This window comes from Acinetobacter sp. YH01003, from assembly GCF_013420525.1.
Lineage (GTDB): Bacteria > Pseudomonadota > Gammaproteobacteria > Pseudomonadales > Moraxellaceae > Acinetobacter > Acinetobacter towneri.
In genome coordinates, this window is record NZ_VOXY01000036.1 from 1 (window position 1) to 3,417 (window position 3,417).

General features: G+C 45.6%; 4 protein-coding genes. All 4 read right to left on the minus strand.

The annotated features are described in order from the left end of the window. Positions 1-214: 214 nt before the first annotated feature. Positions 215-439 carry a hypothetical protein gene (locus FTT70_RS13365; RefSeq protein ID WP_000743213.1) on the minus strand — a complete coding sequence of 75 codons (225 nt, stop codon included), beginning with the start codon at positions 437-439 and terminating at the stop codon, positions 215-217. Then, a complete protein-coding gene (locus tag FTT70_RS13370; protein ID WP_001366550.1) occupies positions 436-1,173 on the minus strand; it encodes a recombinase family protein in 738 nt (245 codons plus the stop codon). The genes FTT70_RS13365 and FTT70_RS13370 overlap by 4 nt, the downstream gene beginning before the upstream one ends. A 148-nt stretch (positions 1,174-1,321) precedes the next feature. Further along, positions 1,322-2,488, minus strand: coding sequence for a tetracycline-inactivating monooxygenase Tet(X3) (locus tag FTT70_RS13375; RefSeq protein ID WP_024160783.1), 1,167 nt, complete (start codon positions 2,486-2,488; stop codon positions 1,322-1,324). 189 nt (positions 2,489-2,677) lie between these two features. Then, positions 2,678-3,271: a tyrosine-type recombinase/integrase gene (locus FTT70_RS13380; protein WP_205779272.1), complete on the minus strand. Its 594-nt coding sequence runs from the start codon at positions 3,269-3,271 to the stop codon at positions 2,678-2,680. Positions 3,272-3,417: the final 146 nt, after the last annotated feature.

Sequence of the window (3,417 nt, forward strand, 5' to 3'; positions counted from 1 at the left end):
GCATGTTCCGCGTCCTTGCAATACTGTGTTTACATACAGTCTATCGCTTAGCGGAAAGTTCTTTTACCCTCAGCCGAAATGCCTGCCGTTGCTAGACATTGCCAGCCAGTGCCCGTCACTCCCACTCGATTGTAAACAAGCACACAAAACCCTTTAGTGACAACAATTTGCAAGAACTATCAGGCTCAGTGCCATGAAAAATACCATGACCAGATCATGAGGTTGAACACGGCTTGCGCCGGCAGCGTTCACGCTCCTGGTCGGCGATCTCGCCCGGCTGCAATGCTAGCTCAGCATCGGTCATGCGCTCCAGCACGTCGCGTAGGCGGATGGTGCAAGGAATGGGCGGCAGCTCGAACTCATAGCCGCCGGCGATCATTTCGGCCGCAATCTCCTCGGTGATGAAAAACGGCTCGTCGTCTTGGTTCGGCTTCTTCATGCCCTTTCCTCCTGGCGCTCATCCTGGCCGACAGCGGCCAGGGCATCGGCTTCCGTCAATGCGTCCTCCACGAACGCGCCGTGCTGCTTCGCTTCGGCCTGGCTGACCTCGGCCCATATCCGTTTCACCTGGGCCGCACTGTACCCGGCCAGCTCGGCGGTCTTGTTGATGCTGTAGCCGGACTTGCGCAGCGCGACAACTTGGGCGCGGCGCTTCGGATCAGCACGGCGGCCCTTGTACCGCCCGGCCTGGCGGGCCAACTCAATGCCTTGGCGCTGGCGTTCGCGCCTGTCCTCGTAGTCGTCGCGGGCCATCTGCAAGGCCAGGCGAAAAAGCATGATCTGCACGGCTTCCAGCACGATCTTGGCGACGCCCTGGGCCTCGGCCGCCAGGTCGGATAGATCGACCACGCCAGGGACGGCCAGGCGTGCGCCTTTGGCCTGTATCGAGGCCACCAGGCGCTCGGCCTCGGGCAAAGGTAGGCGGCTGATGCGGTCGATCTTCTCGGCAATGACCACCTCGCCGGGCTGTAGGTCGCCGATCATGCGCAGCAGCTCAGGCCGGTCGGCGCGTGCGCCGGATGCCTTCTCACGGTAGATGCCGGCGACGTAGTAGCCGGCGGCCTTCGCGGCCGTAGTGATCGCCTCTTGGCGTTCCAAGTCCTGCGCGTCGGTGCTGACGCGCAGATAGACCCGCGCCACCATCGGCGCGGCTACTGGCTTCGTCCTGCGCATACTTGCGGGCTCCTTTGGGCATACTCAAATGCACCCATCTTAAACTGGCAGCTAATGTACAAAAGTTGATAGAAGCACACAAGTTCAATTTTGCACTTCTGCCCCACTATTGCAAAACTGCTTGTTAGTAGCCGTTTTTTCTTACTGTTTATAGATTCAATAATTTTTGAAACGAAAAATTGGGACTAAACATTTCGGTTTCGTTTTCTGTCGATTCGTCCTGCGTATCTTTTGCATAAACAAACATTTGTTGTTCGTAGTTTTCGATGGCATTTTCAATACTTGTAAATTCTCCGTTTGTAAGGTTTTCAGACAATATCAAAGCATCCAATAATCCCGTATTTACACCCTGTCCTGCAAAAGGCGACATCAAATGAGCAGCATCGCCAATCATTGTTATGGGTAATGGACGGTTACTTTTCCAATCATTGTTCAAAGGAAATTTCCTTGTGGGCAAGCATTGAAATGTTGATACCGAACGTATTAATTGTTTGTAAACTTCACTCCATTTGGAAAATCTTTTCAATAAAAAATCGGCAACGCTGTTTCTGTCCTGAAAATCTAAGGGAATTTTATTTTTCCATTCATCGGGCGTTTTAAAACTAATTCCTAAATACAATGCACCATTATTATTGGGATTGGCAAACAATAAAATGCCCTGATGTCCCGCCATTAATCGGTTGCCGTTGCATAGCTGAAAAAATCCGGGACAGTTTATTTCCGGTTGAAGAATATCAGCTTGGATGTTGAAAGTACCGGTTTCTTCAACTTGCGTGTCGGTAACAAAGCTCCTTATTTTCGACATTCCACCATTGGCAAGAATAACCAAATCTGCTGTTTCACTCGGTTTATTCTCAAAAGTTAGTGTCCACTTCTTCTTACCAGGTTCAAGCATAACAAGTTTTCTATCCCAAATAACCGTGTCGTTTTCTAAACTATTCAACAAGATAGCCCTTAAGTCATTTCTGTTTATTTCAGGATTGTCAAATCGATTTTCGGGCTTTACATTTTTTGTGGATAAAATATTGCCTTTTTCATCAGCAATATTTACACCCATTGGTAAGGCTAAGTCATAATAAGTTTGTAACAATCCCGCTTTTTTCATTGCTTCCTGACCTGAACCTTTGTGTAGGTCAAGGGTTCCACCAAAAATTCTTGCCTCTCGGTCGTTGTCTCTTTCGTAAACTGAAACGTCTATGCCGTTTTGCTGTAATAATTTTGCCATAGTCAGTCCAACGGGTCCACCACCAATTATTGCAACGTTCTTATCACTAAGTAAATTCATTTGTTTGTCCGTATCTATTCGCATTGTCATTCAAAAATGGCACATAACAAGTGGCTATACGCCAAATGGCGTATATATCCACTATATCTTATTTTGCTAAACCTTTCATTATCAGTGACAAATCCGTTTTCAACCGTTTACCGTTCGTTTCTACTCTCTCAAAAGGATTTATATTCATAGTGCTTTTTGTTAAGTTTTGCTCAAATATACAAATCCTTTCTATATATCTAACAAATCCATCGGACTTTTTAATTGTTCCATTCCCTTGGTGGTAATATGTGTATAAACCTCAGTTGTTTTACTGCTTGAATGACCTAACAACGATTGAATATAACGTAAACTCGTACCATTCTCAAGCAAATGCGTTGCAAAGCTATGTCGTAAGGTATGTACAGTAACTTCCTTTTGAATCTTTGCTTTTAAAACAGCTGCTTTAAAAATGTTTTGAATACTTCGGCTTGAGTATGCGCCACCTTTTTGACCTTCAAATAAATAATCTTTTGGTTTATATTCCATAAAGTATGTTCTTAAAATAATTAATGTTTTCTCAGATAAAATGGTATAACGATCTCTTTTTCCTTTTGACTGTTCTATACGAATTTGCATGCGCTTGGAGTCAATGTCTTTTATTTTCAGGTTTATACATTCAGAAATGCGCAAACCTGCCGAATAAATAGTCATCAGAATAGCCTTGTGTTTCACGTTTTCAATAGCGCGTAGTACCCGAATGGTTTCTTCTTCACTCATCACAACAGGAAGTGTTTTTTCTTTTTTTGGTCTTTCGATGAAATATGTTTTCCGTTGTCCACCCAAAACACGTTCGTAATAAAACTGGCACTGTTGCAAAGTTAGCGATGAGGCAGCCTTTTGTCTTATTCAAAGGCCTTACATTTCAAAAACTCTGCTTACCAGGCGCATTTCGCCCAGGGGATCACCATAATAAAATGCTGAGGCCTGGC